The sequence below is a fragment of the Paenibacillus sp. Y951 genome, assembly GCF_056786395.1.
In genome coordinates this window covers 379,691-397,903 of sequence record NZ_JBXCIY010000001.1, presented here as the reverse complement: position 1 = coordinate 397,903, position 18,213 = coordinate 379,691, and the positions used below count along the sequence as shown (strand labels likewise).

Below are 18,213 nucleotides of genomic sequence, written 5' to 3'. Positions count from 1 at the left end.
TTTTGTAACCTCTTGAGCTACTTCTTGGAAACGAAAAGTTGCTTCGGAAGCATATACTAAAACTTTTTGTAACCTCTTGAGCTACTTCTTAGAAACGAAAAGTTGCTTCGAAAGCATCACTGCATTATTTGCTTGATATGCTCATCCATTTGCTCCTCCGTCATCTCACCAACGACTGCAGCTTGCAGCGTGCCGTCAGCTTTCATGAAAAATGTTGTTGGATAAGAACGAAGCCCATATTTTTTCTCTGTTTTACGATCAACATCTCTTACAACCGTGTAGGTCATATTGAACTTACGAGCATAGTTGGCAACGGTTAATGAATCTTCACTTAGATTAATTCCGATAATTTCGAGCCCTTGTTCATTCCACTTCTCATATTGCTTTTGAAACGACGGAATTTCACGGATACAAGGCTCGCAAAAAGTACCCCAAAAATTAATGACAACTGGAGTTCCGATATAATCTGAAAGTGTAACAGGTTCATTATTCAAGTTAGCTAGTCTAAAATCAGGTGCCATTTGACCAACTTTGACCAAATTAGTACGATCATTGTTTTGGAACGACTGAAAAATTGCATAACCGCCAATAATAAGTACTGCAAGTAAAACGACGACTTGCACCTTTTTCCTATACTTACCCATTATGTATACACCACCACTATTTATATCAACTAAATGATATTCTCATTATAACGAAAATTCGACGGCATAATATGCCGTCGTCATTCCTTAATTATGAACTTTATGTGTCTTACTCGCTTCTTTTATAAGCTGTTTTATTTCGGATTCCGTTAGATGACGAAACTTGCCACGAGGTAATCCCTCAAGTGTAACTTCACCAAAACGAACACGTTTCAAACGAACAACTTTATGGCCGATTGCTTCAAACATACGTCGAACTTGACGATTACGTCCTTCATGAATCGTAATAGATATGGTAGCTTCATTGCTTTCCATTTTCACATCTTGATATTCGACAGCCGCTGGAGCAGTCATACCATCTTCAAGCTCTACCCCACGCTGTAGTTTTTCTAACAAACTACCATGTGGTACACCTTTTACCGTTGCATAATATGTTTTGGGCACATGATGCTTGGGATGTGTTAACATATTCGCAAAATCTCCATCATTCGTTAGCAGTAGCAATCCTTCTGTGTCATAATCTAGACGACCTACAGGATAGACGCGTTCCTTAATTCCTGGTAAGAAATCCGCTACAACTTTACGACCTTGTGGATCACTTGCGCTCGTAATTACACCTTTTGGTTTGTTTAACATAACATATATTTTTTTCTCACTACGAATTGGACGACCGTTCACCGTGATGACATCATCATTTGGATTTACTTTTACACCCATTGTAGTCACTTGCTCGCCATTTACTTCAACAGCTCCAGACAATATTAACTCCTCACATTTACGACGAGAAGCAACACCAGCCTGAGCCAATATTTTTTGTAATCGTTCCACTATGTTCACCTCATCTACCATCATAACGATTACGACGCCAAAGCACAAGTATTCCTACTCGAAAACAAGCATGCAAATTACGATCGCAGCTACAAAACCAACCAAATCTGAGATCAAACCTACCTTCAAGGCGTACTTGGAGTTACGCACTGCTACCGCACCGAAATATACCGTTAAAACATATAGCGTAGTATCTGTACTTCCCTGTATTGTTGAGGCAATTCTGCCGATTAATGAGTCTGGTCCATAGGTCGCAATTAGATCAGCTGTAAATGCTAATGAGCCCGCCCCCGTAATTGGTCGCAATATACCAAGAGGCAATACTTCACTTGGTACGCCAAACGAATCAAAGATCGGTCTAAACGCTAGAAGCATCATATCCATGGCGCCAGATGCCCTGAACATACTAATCGCGACCATCATACCAACGAGATGCGGAATAATAGCAATTGCCGTTTCAAATCCATCTTTGGCACCATCTACAAATACTTCATATACTGGCTGTTTTTTTCTAAGTAACGCATATAGAGGAATAAATACAATAATAGCTGGAATCAAGTAGGATGATAGTTGTGTGAATATATTATACAACTGGTTCACCTCCGCCCGAGGCACGCTCTATCGTTGTTGAATTACTTTTTACTGAGGCAGTCATCGTGGTGTATGTACTAGGGGGTCCTTTATCTCGACTACGATACCATCGATCTACAAATATAGCGGTTAGTGTTGCAACGAAAGTCGCAGCTAATGTTGTTCCAATAATTTCTGCAGGATTAGCTGAGTTATAATTCATTCGGATCGCAATCAACGTTGTCGGAACTAACGTAATACTTGACGTATTAAGCGCGAGCAGCGTACACATCGCAGGTGTCGCTGTATGCTTGTCCGGATTAAGCGTTTGTAATTCTTGCATTGCTTTAATTCCCATCGGAGTTGCCGCATTGCCAAGTCCAAACATATTAGCACTTAAATTACTCATAATATAGCCCAGTGCAGGATGACCCTTTGGAATATCAGGAAATAACCACCTAACAATAGGGTGAAGTAAGCGAGATAACTTATTTAGTAATCCCGCTTCCTCCGCTATTTTCATCATACCAAGCCAAAACACCATAATACTAATTAAACCAAAACTAACCGTAACACCAGATTTTGCTCCGTCAAATGCCGCTTGCGTAATCACATCCAAATTTCCGTTAATTACGCCAAAAATAACACTGACTACAATTAGAAATAACCATATCCAATTGACCATCCCCATGCCTCCCCCAACATGAAACGATTATCGATATTTCTTTACATTACTCTTCTAGCCAAGTTGACATCCTCTCAAGCCAGCTGATATGATCCTTACTATTTTTCTTGAATTTCGCAAATGTCTCTTCGGATGCAGCTTGTTGCCCTAATGAAAGTCTTGGACTATTTGATTCATAAATCGGAACATTCCCGATAACCTCGCCCTCTAGATAGAAATTCATTTTCCCTCTTTCTCCTAAAGAAAAATAAACTGATTTAGGATCAAATAGCTCAATATCTGCTGTAATTTTCCCAAGCTCATTTTCATCCAAAGGGTAAACGTATTGTTGTCCATATACAAATGTACTGCCTGTAATCGTATCAGCTTTTTTCGCTATAATGGATAACGGATAATGTTTGAAGCCCCAATCTAGTAATTTACTATGGTCTTGCCAATCGTCTCCATCATTCAACGTAACTGCAACTAATTGCTGGCCGTTTCTCGTTGCTGAGCTAACAAGGCAACGAAACGCCTTTTTCGTATAGCCTGTCTTTACTCCGTCTGCCCCTTCATACGTATAAAGCATCTTATTTTTGTTGCGCCATGAATAATTCCATTTCTCATATGGATTTGGAGCTTGTTTCTCCTCTGTCTTGACGATTTCAGCAAAAACTTTATTTTTCAGTGCGTAAGCCGTTAGTATGGCTAGATCATTGGCAGAGGATATATGTCCCTCTTCATCTAACCCATGCGGATTACGAAATTGAGTATTTACCAATCCTAGTTCATGAGCCTTCTCATTCATTAGATATACAAATCCTGCTTCTGACCCTCCAACATGTTCAGCAATGGCTGTAGCAGCATCATTTCCACTTCGCAGCATAAGACCATAAAGCATATTCGACAACGTCATTTCCTCGCCAAGCTTTAGATAGATCGAAGAACCTTCTCTTCCTGCTGCTCGTTTGGTTACTTTAGCTTTTGAGCTTAAATCACCATATTCTATAGCAACAATTGCTGTCATAATTTTTGTTAAACTGGCAATACGCATAGGTGTGTCACCATCTTCACTATACAAAATCCGTCCAGATTGCACATCAATTAACGTCGTTGCTTGTGCATGAGTTGAAATATCCGGCGTAGCTCGTACTATTTCGGCGCTAACAACGCCAAAGAACAAGCATCCGATAATTGCTCCAATTAAGCCCTTCATCCAATTTGTAATCTTCATAATTCTCCTCCTGCTGTCGTTAGACTTACCATAAAGTGCAAGTTCAAAAAGTGGGCTTTTTGAACAACCTATTGATGTAGTATATGCAGAAAGTTGGAATTATAGACGAGCTCCCAGCTCTTTCCACTAGCATATTCAAAGTCATTGCTGATTAGCACAAAAAACCAACTAACAATGAAAGCTATCCATCGTTAGTTGGCATAAACGTAACAAGTAATTCAAATATTGAGTCTTACAGCGGCTTATTACTGATAATTACCTGTCGTATCGTTAGATCCTTGTTCCGTTGGTGAAGTAGTTGAATTTGTATTCGAAGTAATCATCGATTGAATTTTATCCATCCATCCAGGTGCTGCATCAATCACTTTATCTAATAGGTGAGTTTGATTATCTAACGGTACTACTTTAACACCTTGTGCGCCTACAACGAGAAATGCGATTGGTGTAATCGATACACCGCCACCACTACCACCACCGAACGGCAACGAATTTGATATCATGTTTAGCCCATCATGTTGAGTTTGATGAGGTTCATCATGCTCCATCCGAATTTCACTACCTCCAGCGACAAATCCTACACCGACGCGTGAGATCGGCAATATCGTATCACCACTCGGTGTATGAATCGGATCACCTACAATCGTATTAATTCCGAGCATTTCCTTAATATTTTCTAAGCTGGTGGACATTAGTCCTTGAATAGGGTGTTCTGACATCTGCACTCACTCCTAATTGATAATATGAAGCCTACGCATTAGGTTGCTCAACATCACCACAGAATATAAGCATCAATTATTACCTTTAGAGGAAGTTCAAAAAACGGAATTTGATAACGATGGGTCTGCTAACGTAGCATATTCGGCGTCGGTTCTGAAATCCCGCTTTTGAACCTTCATTTTAAGAAAATTCAAAAAGTTCGCTTTTTGAGGTTGCACCTTTAGCAAGAAGTATTAGCTTGTGCCCGCTGGTATATTACTGCGTACTAGAAATCTTTTCTTCCATACTGATACGCGATACATTATATATGCACCTGAATATAACGCATGCCAAAGTCTCATTTGAACTAAGCAAGACCATTCCGTCGCAAAAAAGCTTGTCTGATAAATAGGCTCAATCTTAACGATGGGTGACTCCTTAACTCTAACCATTCCTGACAATGTTCCGAAAATCATTCCTTTTACAGACCATAACAAACCACATGTCATCGCTGTTGTCATCGCATCGCCTGTCCCTACATAGCTGTACCATTTCCATTCCGTTAATACGCCTCTTCTTAAAACTTTCTTGAATCTCCCTTTAACATTACGAACTAATTCTAATGCTGCATGCCATTGTTTATATTGCGCAAGCGCTACATCTACATCCCATTCCGATTGAGAGCTTTGCTCATTACCATTATTAACATTAGTATCATTTTTTCCGTCGCTAGTCTGAAACGATTTTTTGCCAAGTTCAAATTGAGGCATTACAATTTTGAACTTAAAGAGACCGTACAAGCCGACAATTTTGATTAAAATATAATCTTCGTCCTTACGACTCCGTGCGTAGCAAGCAAAAGTAAGTGTTGAGAAACCAGCAGCGATAACTATTACAACAATAAAAAGACTGATCCACCACGCCCAATTACTCAGAATCCAAGGTAGCATCATCTACCTCCTCTACTTAAGTATATTGACCATAGTATGACCAGTCTTATTGTTATCATTCCTTCACTTCATCTAACGTCATCTGACGACCTTCATATCTTTCGAATAATAGCTGTGTTTGCTCGTCCATATCTTCAGCATCTAGAGATACTTCCTTCGCCTCTGGAAGCTCTTTGATCGAAGCAAGACCAAAACTATCAAGAAACACCTTCGTTGTTCCATATAAAATCGGCCTGCCAATCGCTTCAGCTCGCCCAACTTCCTCGATCAGATCTTTAGCGACTAATGTATGTATCGCACGCTCACATTTCACACCACGAATTTCTTCAATCTCTACTCGTGTAATCGGTTGTTTATATGCCACAATCGATAATGTTTCTAGTGCTGCTTGCGAAAGCTGTGCTCTCGTTGGCGTATATGCCATTCGTTCAAAATATTCCGCGTGTTCTGGATGTGTTGTTAATCGGTACGACCCAGCAAAAATCCCAATCTGTACGCCTCGTCGATCACGTTCCAAATCACGCTGCAAATCAAAAACGAGCTCTTCTACATACTCTAGATCAATGCGCATAATATCGGCAAGCTGACGTTTGTTAAGCCCTTCATCTCCTGCCATGAATAGCAAACCTTCAATAATCGACTTCAATTGCTGAAATTCCATCGGTCAAACCTTCTCCTCTCCACTGTATAACAATATCATCGAAGAGTCCGTGCTGATAGCAACGGATATGCTTCATCTTCATCAATTCGAGAATAGATAGAAAAGTAACAATGATTTCATGCTTGGACATATTTTCGCGAATAAGCTTAGAAAATCGCACCGTCTCGAATTCCTTCAACACCTCAACAATATCTCGGATACGATCCTTAACCGATATTTCGTCTCGCTGTATCGTTGCAATAACCTCTCGGCGATTCGCACGTTTCATAGCCTTCTGCAATGCTAAGACAAGATCAGATAATTGGATACCTTCTAAAGGATTAACATAAGACTCTTTCATAAATGCGGTCATATCTTCAGGCTCACGCGAAAAAACAAGACTTCTCTGAAATTCCTTATCCTTCAAATCCAGTGCAATCTGTTTGAATTTACGGTATTCAATCAATTTCTGAATCAATTCATCTCGCAAGTCAGGTCCATCATCATACCACTCTTCATATTCATTCTCGAATACAGGAGGCTTCGGTAATAACTGCTGGCTCTTAATTGCTAATAGCGTAGCAGCCATTACCAAAAATTCACTTGTGATGTCTAGCTCTAATTCTTTCATTGCATTCAAATATTCCATATACTGATTCGTAATCTCACTAATGGAAATATCTTGAATATCAATTTCCGAGCGATCAATCAAATGCAGCAATAGATCGAGCGGACCTTCGAAGGAATTGAGCTTGTATTGTACGGACACATCATAACCTCCTGAATAGGTAGTTCAAAAAACAGACTTTGATAACGATGAGTATGCTGACGTAGCATACTCGACATCGAATATGAAGCGAACTTGAAAAGTACGGTTCGCGTGTACCAACCATGTACACTTGCGCTTCCGCCTTTCTCAAGTAGCGCTTCATCTTCTCGGTTCTGAAAGCCCGCTTTTTGAACTTTCATTGTAAAATTCAATATAAATTCCAAATCTTCTGAGCAAAGCTAAGAAGATTTTCATCGAAGCGAAACTAAAATATATTAGCGCTGCGGAGCATAGAGCATAACGTAGTCGGAGAGTACGTAAGCAAACTTCCACCTTCGGAGCAATGCAAGATGTCTCTTCAACGAAGTATAGCCACGGTGTCCTTTGATCGAACTTCAAATAAAGATTCAAAATATTCGCTTGTCAGCACCAAGAAGATGACCCACAGCGGAAACGAGTAGCACAGCGTACGTTATGTGTACGAGAGCACACACAGGCTTTCGATGGGGGGCATATTCGCCGTCGACTATGCTACAGCGCGTTACGTCGTGATCACAAATGAGTATTTTGAATTTCCTTCAAAAGGTTGGCCATTTCTATCGCTGTTATGGCAGATTCATACCCCTTATTACCCGCCTTCGTTCCAGCTCGCTCAATTGCTTGCTCGATCGAATCAACAGTTAAGACACCGAATACGGTTGGTACACCTGTTTTCAAAGCTACAGCAGAAACGCCTTTTGCAGCTTCATTGCATACATAATCAAAATGAGGTGTTGCTCCGCGGATAACTGCACCTAATGTAATGACTGCATCATACTTTCCACTCTCGGCCATCTTTTGGGCAATAAGTGGAATTTCAAATGCTCCAGGAACCCATGCTACTTCAACTTCATTATCTTGCGCACCATGTCGTTTGAATCCATCTAATGCTCCAGCTAATAGCTTACTTGAAATAAATTCATTGAAACGTCCAACAACAACTCCATATTTTAATCCTTCAGAAATTAAATTACCTTCATATACAAATGCCATCTTAATTTCCCCTCTCTATTCTAATGATTATTTCTTATAAAAGCATTACTTTTATAAGATTTCGTTAAAATTTCAACATATGACCCAGTTTATCTTTCTTCGTATGCAAATATTTTTCATTATCTTTATTATGCTCAAGCTGAATCGGGACACGCTCAACTACTTCTAGACCATAGCCCTCTAGCGCTTTAATTTTACGTGGATTGTTCGTCAGCAAACGGATCTGTTTGACACCAAGATCTTTTAAGATTTGAGCACCAATGCCATACTCGCGCAAATCAGCAGCGAATCCAAGTTTAATATTGGCCTCAACAGTGTCCAGTCCTTGCTCTTGCAATTCGTAAGCCTTCAGCTTATTAATTAGACCTATGCCGCGACCTTCTTGACGCATATACAATACGATCCCTGTACCTTCTTCATTCACACGACGAAGTGCCGCTTCAAGCTGGGGACCACAATCACAACGATGAGAATGGAATACATCGCCGGTCAGACATTCGGAATGAACACGCAGCAATACTGGTTGGGTAGAGTCGATCTCCCCTTTCACAAGAGCAATATGCTCCTTGTCATCAACTACATTAGTATAAGCAACTGCTGTAAAGTCACCAAAGTCAGTAGGTAGCTTACATGAAGCTTCACGAGTAATTAATTTTTCTGTATGACTGCGATATTCAATAAGCGACTTAATCGTTATTAATTTCAACTGATGCTTCTCCTTAAATACTTTGAGATCATCCATTCGAGCCATACTGCCATCTTCTTTAATAATTTCGCAAATAAGCGCCGCTGGCTTCGCACCACTTAATTTCGCCAAATCAATCCCTGCTTCTGTGTGACCAGCCCGTTGCAGAACGCCACCTGGTTTGGCAATAAGCGGGAAAATATGTCCCGGGCGACGAAAATCTGTAGATATTGCTTTATCATCAATTAATGCAAGGATGGTCATCGCTCGTTCATGTGCAGATATTCCAGTTGTTGTTGATACATGATCTACCGAAACTGTAAATGCTGTACCATGAAAATCAGTATTTTGTTTTACCATGGGAGGCAAATCAAGCGTTACTGCTCTTTCCTCTGTAATCGGTACGCAGACAAGCCCTCTTGCTTCAGTAATCATGAAATTAACAACCTCTGGCGTTACATACTGGGCTAGGGCGATTAAGTCGCCTTCATTCTCACGGTCTTCATCATCTACAACAATGATTGCTTTACCTTGTTTCAAATCTTCTAATGCAGATTCAATGCTGTTAAACGTATCAGTATGTCCACTCATCGTTATTCCTCCTAAAACTTTTTGTGAGCAAAAAGTAACATCGAAAGCATGAGCTATAACTATTCATAACTACAAAAATCCATGTTCGGTCAGAAATGCACTCGATAAATTAGATTTCTTCGGATTTTCTATCCCTTTATCTTGAAAACGTAATAAATGCTCTACATATTTGCCAATAATATCACCTTCGAGGTTCACAATATCGCCAGCAACTCGCTGCTGTAATGCTGTCTCGGCTAAAGTGTGGGGAATGACGGATACTTTTACAATACGTTGGTGAACACTAACTATGGTCAAACTAACACCGTCAATCGTTATTGAACCTTTAGGTAGAATATATTTAAGTAAGTCTCGATCTTCTACTTCAATCTCTAACACCACTGCGTTTCCGTCAATATATCGTGCTGCGATAGCTCCTGTCCCGTCAACATGCCCTTGTACAATATGACCGCCAAATCTACCACCAGCCATCATTGCGCGTTCTAGATTAACGGTACGTCCTATTGAAAGTTGGGATAATGAGCTTTTCCGAAAAGTTTCGGGCATAACATCAGCAGTAAAATCACTAGCATGGAACTTCGTTACGGTTAGACATACACCATTAACCGCGATACTGTCGCCAATAGCAACGTCATCCATAATCTTTTTGGCCGCTATATTGATTTGCATAACTTCCCCGTGCTTATGAATCCCTTTAATGATTCCAATTTCTTCAATAAGTCCAGTAAACATAATCCTTTCATCCCTCCTTTCAACCTTCAGATCTACTATTTCTTCATAAATAGGAAAACTCGTTCTGGATGATTGCTAAAAATATAAAAACCCCCGAACGGCAAAGGCCATCGGGGGTAGATTATGTAGAATTTTCGACGCTGAAAAAGCCTAGAGCTATACGTCAAAATTGACATAATGCTACGTAGACGGTTTCATTGTATGCATCCCATAAAAAAGCGAATACAAATATACCTTACATAATGGATATACTCAAAAAAGTATCATTCATCACAAAGATATACCGAAGCTTCCCCTTCTCCCATCCAGACTTTACTGTCGGTTCTAGATTCACACTAGATCAGCCAATCCATTATGTTGCCATAATTAGATTGGGTCGCGGACTTACACACTATGAAGCGAAACTCACCTCATAGTGCGATCACCGCCGGTTGGGAATTGCACCCTACCCCCGAAGGTTAGCTAACTACTATTCAATTGGATTTACTGCAATATTATACTTCGTAAACTTCAACCGTCTCCATTTTGGAACCATTAGATACTGCATCAATGAATTCCATACCTGAAGCAACTTTACCAAAAACAGTATGTTGTCCATCCAAATGCGGTTGAGCTTGATAACAAATGTAGAATTGGCTACCGCCAGTGTTGCGACCAGCATGTGCCATCGCTAATGTTCCGCGCTCATGTTTGTTAGGGTTGATTTCACAGTCAATTTGGTAGCCTGGACCACCAGTACCACGACCATCTGGGCAACCACCTTGAGCCATGAAACCAGGGATAACGCGGTGGAATGAAAGTCCATTATAAAATCCATCTGTTGCAAGTTTTTCGAAGTTTGCAACAGTATTGGGAGCGTCTTGGTCGAATAAGTCGATAACAACTTCTCCACCTTCAGCTAATTTAATTTTTGCTTGTTTTGCCATTTTGACATCTACCTTCCTTCATAGAGATAACATTACGTTACCAATTTTGAGCCTATTTCGCAAGTGGAGATTTTTGTAGACGTGCAGGAACGACGTCATTGCACACAATATTTTCCAAAGATTCACGTTTTACAACGAGATCCGCTTGACCATCTTTCACAAATACGACTGCTGGTCGACGAATACGATTGTAGTTGCTTGCCATTGCATAATTGTATGCTCCTGTACAGAATACAGCTAGCAGATCACCACTTGTTGATTCTGGAAGATTAACATCCCAGATCAACATATCACCGCTCTCGCAGCATTTACCCGCGATAGAAACAAGTTCTGTAGCTTCTTCATTCGCACGATTAGCTAATACCGCTTCATATTGTGATTGATATAAAGCTGGACGTGGATTATCTGTCATCCCGCCGTCAACTGCAACATATTTACGTACACCAGGAATGTTTTTGCTTGTACCGATTGTATACAATGTTGTTCCAGCATCGCCAACCATACTGCGACCTGGTTCCGTCCAAATTTCAGGTAAAGCATAGTTAGCTTCTGTGAAATTAGTTATAATCGCATTGGCAATGGCTTTGACATATTCACTAATTGGCAGTGGAGAATCACCTTCAACATAACGAATACCAAAGCCACCACCGACATTAATTACTGTGAATAGAATGTCTAACTCATCACGAACAGCTACCGTAAATTTCGTCACCTTTTCAACTGCCATCCGGAAGCCTTCAACCTCGAAAATTTGCGATCCGATATGGGAATGAACACCCAATAGTTTCAAGTTAGCTAGATCATTCGCTTGAATAACTGCTTCTCTTGCCGAACCATTTCCAAGATCAAAGCCGAACTTCGAATCCTCTTGACCTGTTGAAATATAGTCATGAGTATGCGCTTCAACGCCTGGTGTAATTCGCAATAACACATTCACTACTTTATTTTGTTGTGCTGCAAGATCATTGAGAACATGTAATTCAATAAAGTTATCTACAACAAAGCAACCAATATCGGCTGCTAAAGCCATATTGATTTCTTCTTCTGTTTTGTTATTTCCGTGGAAGTGAATACGTGAAGCCGGGAAACCCGCTTCAAGCGCTGTATATAATTCCCCATCCGAAACAACGTCGAGAGACAAATTTTCTTGCTCTGCTAATATACACATCGCTTTTACTGAAAATGCTTTACTTGCATAAGCAACTTGGAATTTCAATCCCGTAGCAGTGAATGCATCTACATACTCACGCGCACGTTGTCTCACTAATGCCTCATCTACTATATATAGCGGAGTACCAAATTCACTCGCCAAATTGGCTACATCAACTCCACCAATCTCCAAGTGACCATAATTATTCACTTTAGTTGTACCGTGTAAATACATATATTCTCCTCTGCTTTCCTCTATCACTGCAAGATAGACCAATATTCTTTATTTCTCACAGTATAACTCATATCGTAAGCTTAAAGAAATGGATATTCACACATGAAGTTTGTATTTTTCAGTTGGTATCCTCATTCGGCATACGATCATATTGCTGTGGTCTCATAATATTCGGCCTCGTACGATTATACAACATTGGCTTTCGAATTAAAATATTGATGACCGCTTTTAGATCAAATGGAATAAACGGCCAAAGATATGGTCGGTTCACGGAACGCTCCATAGAAAGTGCCACAATGATTAGTGTAACAGGGATAACTAGCCCCGCTAATCCAAATAACGAAACAGTCACAATTAATAGCAAGCGAATTAAGCGATTGGCGAGACCTAACTCATAGCTTGGCGTCGCGAACATGCCTACTGCAGCAATCGCCATATAAAGGATGACTTCATTGACGAATAATCCTGTTTGTACAGCGATGTCTCCAATTAGAATAGCAGCAACGAGTGACATCGCAGTTGCGAGCGAAGTCGGTGTATGCACAGAAGCCATTCGCAGTAGATCGACCCCAATTTCAGCTATTATAAATTGAATAACTATCGGAATTTCACCAGTCTCTTTGGGACCAACAAATGAAAGTATGTCAGGGAGATATTCTGGATGCAACACAAATAATAACCATAGTGGTAATAATATTAACGACATCATTATGCCAATAAACCTTACCCAGCGTAAATAGGTTCCTACGAACGGAGTTTGACGGTTCTCCTCGGCATGCTGCATCAAATCCGCATATGTGGTAGGCATCGTCATTACACTTGGAGAAGTATCAACAAATACCGCTACAGCACCTTCTAGCAGGTGAGAGGCAACCGTATCTGGTCGTTCAGAATAACGCACAAGCGGAAACGGATTCCAAGCTCGATTAATCGTCACTTCTTCTAGTTGTTTATCCGCTAACGGCAGTCCATCAATACGAACAGATTCGATTTTTTCCTTGATCGATGCTAATAAGCTTTTATCAACGATATCGTCAATATAGGCAATACAAACATCCGTCTTCGTTCTTGTACCAACCCTTAATAATTCGTAGCGAAGCATCGGATCTTTCAACCGTCTTCTTACGAGTGAGATATTAACCATCAATGTTTCATTGAAACCATCTCTACTACCACGGACAACTTTCTCTAATGAAGGCTCTGATAAACCACGTGCAGGAAAATTACGCACCTCAATAGATAAGGCGATTGGCTGATTGTCAATAAATAATGCACATTCACCGCCTAGTACACTCGCAATTAACAAGTTCCAATCTTCTTCCTTGCGTACTTGCGCTGATGGCACATAATATGTGAAAAAGCTATGTAACGCATCGTATCCCAAATCCTTCGCTTCAAGAAACGTCAGTCTTTTCAATATTTCAAGCATGATTGTGGAATTAACTAGTCCACTAACACAGAGCATTGCAATACGAGTATTGCCGATTGTCATCTCTCTAACAGATACATCAAAACTTTTTTTATACCCAATTTCTTCTTCAAGTCGAATCAAAATTTCATCAATATTAGAAGGAATCGGCTCTACAGGAGCTGTCTGTTTCTGTCGCCTAACTTCACTAGAGTGATAGTGCTCGCCTTCCCCATCGGATTGACTTTCTTCTTGTTCATCATGCTGAGAAAAGGATTGATCATGATGATCTTGATTTTGCTGTAATTGATCTTGTTGAAACTGGTTATGAGGTGAAGGCTGTTCGTTTCCTTCTTGTTTATGATGTTCCTCCTGATTTTCATAGGTCATTACTCTGCACTCCTTTGCTGTTGTTTTTTACCACTGAAAAACAAGCCAATCGAAAAATGAGCCTACAGTCTTCCCTATTACCATCGCCATCACTAAGGCAACCATAGCCCGTGACAAACTTAGTCGCTTCGCAATAATCGGCAGGACGTTCATCACTTCTGTTAACGCTGCTGCTAGCATGCCTACAAACATGCCATTAAGCAGCCCTATAAATCCAATTAAAGGCGGCAGCGGTAAATGCAATTGGATATTCAAGAAATCTGTTAATGTAAAATACAACGCTCCGCTAATTAATGCCGTTTCAAACCAAATAGACAAGTGATAGCTATTCGTTAACTGCGCAAGTCTCGGAATAAGATCGAAAATAACGAGTAAGGCTACAAAGCTCGTCCCGACAACAACCCCACCAGAGAGTGCAAGAAACATTATAAAACCTATTTGTAAAGACTCAATCATATCCTTCCTCTCCTACCGAATTTTTCGTTTTATCTTGTCGATTTCTAATTTCCTCAGCAATTACAAATGTATTAACATTCTCTTGATACATATACATTTCAACTTCGAGTGGATTAGGTTCTTCATTAAATTTTTTGCGGAAAATATGGTTGAAAAATATAATCATTCCGGCTCCTACTCCCACCGAATAAGGAATTTGAAACCACAGTGGATGATCTTCACGTTTTCCTGTAATTAGCTCTACGATGCGAATATGCGTATCCTTCATGTTGACATCAGAGTGAAAATTCATAAGTGCTAATCCAGATCCGAAAAATAGTAATAACCAACATACGACAAGTAATATGTAGCGTGGTTTTTTCTCATCACTTGAAATCATCACTAATACTTGAGGATCACCATAGACATCAATTGCCATAGTAGGCCATTGTTGTTTTACCTTTTCAATAATTTGTAGAAGATCAATAACAACTCGATTGCCATCCTTAAGACTGTGCTTATAAAGAATTAGCTCAGCAAGCTGACCCTCTATTTCTTTGTCATTAACAAGAATATGCGCTGCATCAGAGAGTTTTACACACTCTTGCTGGCGAATACTAATTCTCCGTTTTAAGCGCAAATAAAGCGTATTATTATCCCCAGCCATACTATTTACACCTCTTTTGACTGCAATAATAGTTAGATGATACATAGTATTTGCAATTGTGCTGTTCCTACTCTATAAAACAAAAAAAAGATCAATCGTTTCACCACTCATTCGTTGAAACGAAGAGTGCGTGTGCGATGATCTTAATTAAAATAGTATATTGAAAAACTAACCTTGTTCTCCATCCTGCACCTACGCCTTAGCGGAGAGAACTAATCTCCCCTGTGCACCAGCGGCGATCGGAACAGCGATTGGTTCTCACAGCGATCTCCGATCGCTCCTCATCGCTCCTGTTCAAAATAGCGAATACCTGCTTCATCATATCGATAGAACGGATCTTGACCATCCCAGCCCTCACCCATTACGAATGGGATTAATTTCTCTCTTTCTTGCTGCGTAACGATACAAGTATAATAATTTCGCTGAAGACTACTATGAATGAATGCTTGTGTTAATTCGTTATTAACAGTTAGCTTAATAAATTCATTAATATAAAGGTTTGTCGGCACCATATGTTCAAAGGCAAGATTCTTCTTTCTCCCTTTCAGCTCAATAAGCTGCTTCGCCTCTTCACTAACATAATCACCCATCTTGTAAGGCATATGTGGAAGCTTTTGCTCCTTATAGTAGCTCTCCATTAAAAAATAGAGATCAGAGCTGATTTCTTGCGTACTCATATTTTGCTTTTCGTAATCGTTATTCCCCGAATGGAGATTAAGCTTCAATTTATCGAATAAGCGCTCAGCAAGGTAATCGATTAACTTATTTCGAAAATCAGTACTAGGTAGGCTAATAGGGATAATAATATCTTCGATTGGTGCTATGTCATCTTCCAATTCAACAAAAATTTCATCCGTTGCAACCAGAATGTTTCGATAGAGACCAATCTTGATTCTTTGCCAATAATCAGAACGACTCAAAGCATAACTGATTGCTTTACCAACCGCTAACGAATTGTTCTCGTCGAATCGTTTATTATAAAAAAGCGACATCCGGAAAAGCTCCTGCAATGTATGTGGTTCAATCTCAATAATTTCCAATACGTTTTCAGCATACAGATTAACAAATTGGAGTGTCGCTTCATTAAGGGATAAGTTTGCTGTCATTTCTTTCGTCATCGGGAGACCCTCCAAAAATAATCGTTCTTTCTATAGTAATAGAGAGTACCGCGATTAAGCAACCTTCTTTAGCACTAATGACGATTTTCGGGATTAGTCTCTTACACATCAATAATCGGTTCGAATCAACTAATGCGTTTTGCGCCATACGTGTCGTACATAGATAAAGGGCTCGGAATAAAATCATTCCGAACCCTCTATATTGATCAATATAGCTGACATTTCTTATAAAGCAATCTGATCTTTAATAAGCTGCAATATTTTTTTCTCAAGCCGTGACACTTGCACTTGCGAAATACCTAATCGATTGGCAACTTCCGATTGTGTTTTATCGCGATAATAACGTAAATATACTATCATTCGTTCACGCTCGCTTAGCCCACCAATCGCTTCTGTTAACGCTAATTTATCGAACCACTTATCTTGCGAATCATCCGCAATTTGATCCATTAACGTAATCGGATCACCGTCATTTTCAAAAACTGTTTCGTGAATGGATGTTGGTGGCTTATTAGCCTCCTGAGCAAAGATAACGTCCTCAGGTGTAATCCCTAATCGTTCTGCAACTTCAGAAATAGTCGGTAATCTTCCCATCGTTTTGGAAAGTTCATCTTTCATTTTACGGACCTTATTGGCAGTTTCTTTCAAGGATCGGCTAACCTTGAGTGTTCCATCATCACGTAAGAAACGTTGAATCTCACCAATAATCATGGGAACTGCATATGTAGAAAACTTTACATCATAAGATAAATCGAATTTATCTACTGACTTGAGCAATCCAATGCATCCGATTTGAAAAAGATCCTCTGGCTCATATCCTCGATTCATAAAGCGCTGCACGACTGACCAGACAAGCCTAATATTTGAGTTAACAAGACGATCTCGCGCATCCCTATCACCTGATTGGCTTAGGGCGATTAATCGCTTCACCTCAGAATCTTCCAAATACGGTTGGCCCGTTTGCTTAAAATCAACTTTCATGAGGTTCAACCCCTATGCTCTAGTAATAGAGCGCTTTTTTTGATTCAATGCGCTTTGCCATCATAATACGAGTTCCACCGCCGACAGTGCTTGAAGCTTCAAAATGATCTACAAAATTTTCCATAATCGTAAAACCCATTCCAGCCCGTTCCCCATCAGGTAAAGTTGTGAATAATGGCTGACGTGCAAGCTCCATATCTTCAATTCCTTTACCATTATCACTAATTTCAATGACAATACGATCATCTTCAATACTTGCATTAATCTCTACTTCTTTGGTTGGATCATTATCATAACCATGAATAATGCAATTGGTTACAGCTTCAGATACAACGGTTTTCAAATCATTTATTTCTTCTAGTGTCGGATCAAGTTGACTGGCAAATGACGCAATCGCAATACGCGAAAGCGATTCATTCTCAGACCTAGCATTAAATACTAGTCTCATTTTGTTTCCCGTGTTCATGAAACCACCTCCAAGCTAGAAAGTGCGTGAACCTCATCGTCATATACATCAATAATTTTGAATAAACCAGATAGCTCTAAAAGCTTGTATACTGGAGAATCAATATGACAAAGAATTAACTTCCCGCCCTTATTCTTCAACTGCTTGTAACGACCGAGCAGCACACCAATACCTGAACTGTCCATGAAAGTTAAAGTTTCCAAATTCATCACCATATGATGTGAATTTTCCTTCAACAGTACTTCATCCAGTCTTAGTCGAACATCCTCCGCAGTGTGATGGTCTAGTTCTCCCGTTAGGCGTACAATAACAACATTTCGATTGTGTACCACTTCTGTGCGCAATGACATCCATCGCTCAGCTCCTTATCGTTATATTTGTGTCAAATAAAACTAGCTGCTTT

General features: G+C 39.9%; 23 protein-coding genes and 1 riboswitch. All 23 genes read right to left on the bottom strand.

Translation table 11 applies throughout. The features are described from left to right. Positions 1–116 precede the first annotated feature (116 nt). A complete protein-coding gene (locus AC1TPB_RS02135) occupies positions 117–644 on the bottom strand; it encodes a redoxin domain-containing protein (protein ID WP_482074965.1) in 528 nt (175 codons plus the stop codon). 87 nt (positions 645–731) lie between these two features. After that, on the bottom strand, positions 732–1,472 hold the full coding sequence (locus AC1TPB_RS02130) for a pseudouridine synthase (protein ID WP_482074964.1): 741 nt from the start codon (positions 1,470–1,472) through the stop codon (positions 732–734). Between the two features lie 54 nt (positions 1,473–1,526). Next, a complete protein-coding gene (locus AC1TPB_RS02125) occupies positions 1,527–2,063 on the bottom strand; it encodes a spore maturation protein (RefSeq protein ID WP_482063497.1) in 537 nt (178 codons plus the stop codon). After that, on the bottom strand, positions 2,056–2,727 hold the full coding sequence (locus AC1TPB_RS02120; protein ID WP_482074963.1) for a nucleoside recognition domain-containing protein: 672 nt from the start codon (positions 2,725–2,727) through the stop codon (positions 2,056–2,058). The genes AC1TPB_RS02125 and AC1TPB_RS02120 overlap by 8 nt, the downstream gene beginning before the upstream one ends. Before the next feature lie 46 nt (positions 2,728–2,773). Beyond that, positions 2,774–3,940 (bottom strand): D-alanyl-D-alanine carboxypeptidase family protein, encoded by a 1,167-nt coding sequence (locus AC1TPB_RS02115; protein ID WP_482074962.1) that lies wholly within the window; start codon positions 3,938–3,940, stop codon positions 2,774–2,776. A gap of 245 nt (positions 3,941–4,185) precedes the next feature. Then, positions 4,186–4,656 (bottom strand): GerW family sporulation protein, encoded by a 471-nt coding sequence (gene ytfJ, locus AC1TPB_RS02110; protein WP_482074961.1) that lies wholly within the window; start codon positions 4,654–4,656, stop codon positions 4,186–4,188. 234 nt (positions 4,657–4,890) lie between these two features. Further along, a complete protein-coding gene (locus AC1TPB_RS02105) occupies positions 4,891–5,589 on the bottom strand; it encodes a DUF2953 domain-containing protein (RefSeq protein WP_482074960.1) in 699 nt (232 codons plus the stop codon). Between the two features lie 52 nt (positions 5,590–5,641). Continuing rightward, positions 5,642–6,247, bottom strand: a complete 606-nt coding sequence (gene scpB / locus AC1TPB_RS02100; protein WP_482074959.1) for an SMC-Scp complex subunit ScpB — start codon at positions 6,245–6,247, stop codon at positions 5,642–5,644. Continuing rightward, positions 6,216–6,995: a segregation and condensation protein A gene (locus tag AC1TPB_RS02095; protein WP_482074958.1), complete on the bottom strand. Its 780-nt coding sequence runs from the start codon at positions 6,993–6,995 to the stop codon at positions 6,216–6,218. The genes scpB and AC1TPB_RS02095 overlap by 32 nt, the downstream gene beginning before the upstream one ends. Further along, entirely contained in the window at positions 6,935–7,195 is a 261-nt protein-coding gene (locus tag AC1TPB_RS02090; protein WP_482074957.1) for a hypothetical protein, read from the bottom strand. Before AC1TPB_RS02090 ends, AC1TPB_RS02095 begins: the two co-directional genes overlap by 61 nt. A 352-nt stretch (positions 7,196–7,547) precedes the next feature. After that, positions 7,548–8,027 (bottom strand): 6,7-dimethyl-8-ribityllumazine synthase, encoded by a 480-nt coding sequence (gene ribH, locus AC1TPB_RS02085; protein ID WP_482074956.1) that lies wholly within the window; start codon positions 8,025–8,027, stop codon positions 7,548–7,550. Positions 8,028–8,091: 64 nt separating this feature from the next. Next, a complete protein-coding gene (locus AC1TPB_RS02080; RefSeq protein WP_482074955.1) occupies positions 8,092–9,303 on the bottom strand; it encodes a bifunctional 3,4-dihydroxy-2-butanone-4-phosphate synthase/GTP cyclohydrolase II in 1,212 nt (403 codons plus the stop codon). 69 nt (positions 9,304–9,372) lie between these two features. Then, the gene (gene ribE / locus AC1TPB_RS02075) at positions 9,373–10,035 is read right to left on the bottom strand and encodes a riboflavin synthase (protein ID WP_482074954.1); all 663 of its coding nucleotides are present in this window, start codon (positions 10,033–10,035) and stop codon (positions 9,373–9,375) included. A 289-nt stretch (positions 10,036–10,324) separates the two neighbouring features. After that, a riboswitch (FMN riboswitch) is annotated at positions 10,325–10,498 on the bottom strand. Positions 10,499–10,529: 31 nt separating this feature from the next. Further along, positions 10,530–10,961, bottom strand: coding sequence for a peptidylprolyl isomerase (locus tag AC1TPB_RS02070; RefSeq protein WP_482074953.1), 432 nt, complete (start codon positions 10,959–10,961; stop codon positions 10,530–10,532). A gap of 52 nt (positions 10,962–11,013) precedes the next feature. Then, positions 11,014–12,345: a diaminopimelate decarboxylase gene (lysA, locus tag AC1TPB_RS02065; protein ID WP_482074952.1), complete on the bottom strand. Its 1,332-nt coding sequence runs from the start codon at positions 12,343–12,345 to the stop codon at positions 11,014–11,016. A gap of 118 nt (positions 12,346–12,463) precedes the next feature. Beyond that, a complete protein-coding gene (locus AC1TPB_RS02060) occupies positions 12,464–14,143 on the bottom strand; it encodes a spore germination protein (RefSeq protein WP_482074951.1) in 1,680 nt (559 codons plus the stop codon). 27 nt (positions 14,144–14,170) lie between these two features. Beyond that, positions 14,171–14,599 carry a stage V sporulation protein AB gene (locus AC1TPB_RS02055; RefSeq protein WP_482074950.1) on the bottom strand — a complete coding sequence of 143 codons (429 nt, stop codon included), beginning with the start codon at positions 14,597–14,599 and terminating at the stop codon, positions 14,171–14,173. Beyond that, complete coding sequence (locus AC1TPB_RS02050) at positions 14,592–15,245, bottom strand: stage V sporulation protein AA (protein WP_482063484.1); 654 nt, start codon at positions 15,243–15,245, stop codon at positions 14,592–14,594. Before AC1TPB_RS02050 ends, AC1TPB_RS02055 begins: the two co-directional genes overlap by 8 nt. Before the next feature lie 281 nt (positions 15,246–15,526). Further along, positions 15,527–16,363, bottom strand: coding sequence for a hypothetical protein (locus AC1TPB_RS02045; RefSeq protein WP_482074949.1), 837 nt, complete (start codon positions 16,361–16,363; stop codon positions 15,527–15,529). Next, on the bottom strand, positions 16,329–16,550 hold the full coding sequence (locus tag AC1TPB_RS02040) for a hypothetical protein (RefSeq protein ID WP_482074948.1): 222 nt from the start codon (positions 16,548–16,550) through the stop codon (positions 16,329–16,331). The genes AC1TPB_RS02045 and AC1TPB_RS02040 overlap by 35 nt, the downstream gene beginning before the upstream one ends. Before the next feature lie 38 nt (positions 16,551–16,588). After that, positions 16,589–17,344 carry an RNA polymerase sporulation sigma factor SigF gene (sigF, locus tag AC1TPB_RS02035; RefSeq protein WP_482063482.1) on the bottom strand — a complete coding sequence of 252 codons (756 nt, stop codon included), beginning with the start codon at positions 17,342–17,344 and terminating at the stop codon, positions 16,589–16,591. A 19-nt stretch (positions 17,345–17,363) separates the two neighbouring features. Beyond that, positions 17,364–17,810, bottom strand: coding sequence for an anti-sigma F factor (spoIIAB, locus tag AC1TPB_RS02030; RefSeq protein WP_482063481.1), 447 nt, complete (start codon positions 17,808–17,810; stop codon positions 17,364–17,366). Then, a complete protein-coding gene (gene spoIIAA, locus AC1TPB_RS02025) occupies positions 17,807–18,160 on the bottom strand; it encodes an anti-sigma F factor antagonist (protein ID WP_482063480.1) in 354 nt (117 codons plus the stop codon). Before spoIIAA ends, spoIIAB begins: the two co-directional genes overlap by 4 nt. Between the last annotated feature and the right edge of the window lie 53 nt (positions 18,161–18,213).